The following is a 1,391-nucleotide window of genomic DNA, read 5'->3' as shown; positions in this document are numbered from 1 at the left end:
AATCCGTAACAAACAATAATTCAAACACATATTAACTAATTGAATATCTTGTTAATGGAGGTTGGAATGAGCAAATCGGTGGTACGCGGCGGCTTTTGTATTGCGTTGCTCACCCCTTAACAGGGCGTTATATTTCCGAGTACCCCACGTTTAGTAGACACTTTACCAAGTTAGATCTAGGGTCTAATTGAGAGGTGATTTATGGCTAAACATCGTAATCCAGCGTACACCGAAGAGTTCCGTAAAGAAGCAGTTCGCTTGGCCAGTCTTCCTGGCCGAACAGCCGTCTCCGTTGCCAAGGAGTTGGGTATCAGTGCTCAGCAGATCCGGAACTGGAAGCGCCAGTTCACACGCCTATCTGATAAACAGTTTAACACTTTAGACGGTGTCGATTACTCGAAGAAAGAGTCCGAAGAGCTTCGAGCGCTTAGGCGCGAGAACAAGCGGCTCAAAGATGAAATGGAATTCCTAAAAAAGGTCTCGGCGTACTTCGCGAAGCAGCAAGAGTGAAGTACGAGTTCATTGAAAGCTATGTCGGTGAGTACTCCATTAGCTTAATGTGCCGTACGTTAGAGGTGAGTCGAGGCGGTTACTATAAGTGGTGTCATTATACGCCGAGTGAGCGTTCAAAGCGGCGAAAGCGCTTTGAACAGCTCGTCATGTGTACCTTTGCCCAATATCGGGCACGTTACGGCTCTGTGCGAATTGCAGAAGAGCTAAACGAAGCAGGCCATGCCTGCTGTGTGAATTATGTGGCTGATATCATGAAGGAAAAAGGTATTAGGGCGCGTAATGGTAAAGGGTTCAAATACAGCAAGGATGTGGCTGCTATGACGAATGTTGCCGACAATTTACTGCGTCGAGACTTTGAGTCCGAGACACCAAATCAGAAGTGGGTTACGGACATTACGTATATCTGGGTGAAGAGCCGTTGGCTCTTCTTAGCGACAGTGATGGACTTGCATTCGAGGCGTATTGTGGGTTGGTCGCTAGGGACAACGATGACCGTCGAGCTCATCACCAATGCCCTAAAAATGGCGTTTGAGTCACGTAAGCCGCCTAAGGGCGTCATTATCCACTCAGACCGTGGTGTACAATACAGAGCTTACAAATATCAAGACTTCATGCGCAAGCATGGAGGTGTACCGAGCATGAGTCGACAGGGTAACTGTTGGGATAATGCGGTGATGGAGTCGTTCTACAGTCGACTGAAAGTCGAACTGATATACGCAGAAGATTACCAAACTGTCGAAGAAGCCCGAATGGGCATCTTCGAATACATCGAGGTATTTTACAATCGCAGAAGAAGACACTCAGCGTTGGGGCAGGTCAGCCCAGTTGAGTACGAAAGTATGTAGTTATGTACTGTCTACTTTTTGTGGGGTACACCA

The 1,391-nt window shown here is 47.3% G+C and carries 2 protein-coding genes; both read left to right on the top strand.

The features are described 5' to 3' along the window. Positions 1 to 201: 201 nt before the first annotated feature. Positions 202 to 510, top strand: a complete 309-nt coding sequence (locus KI742_RS23495; RefSeq protein WP_004413754.1) for a transposase — start codon at positions 202 to 204, stop codon at positions 508 to 510. Further along, positions 507 to 1,358: an IS3 family transposase gene (locus tag KI742_RS23490; protein ID WP_285386342.1), complete on the top strand. Its 852-nt coding sequence runs from the start codon at positions 507 to 509 to the stop codon at positions 1,356 to 1,358. Before KI742_RS23495 ends, KI742_RS23490 begins: the two co-directional genes overlap by 4 nt. Positions 1,359 to 1,391 lie beyond the last annotated feature (33 nt).

Source organism: Vibrio sp. D417a (genome assembly GCF_030248595.1).
Lineage (GTDB): Bacteria > Pseudomonadota > Gammaproteobacteria > Enterobacterales > Vibrionaceae > Vibrio > Vibrio alginolyticus.
Note: the sequence above shows the minus strand (reverse complement) of the source record. Positions and strands in the feature narration are given on the sequence as shown.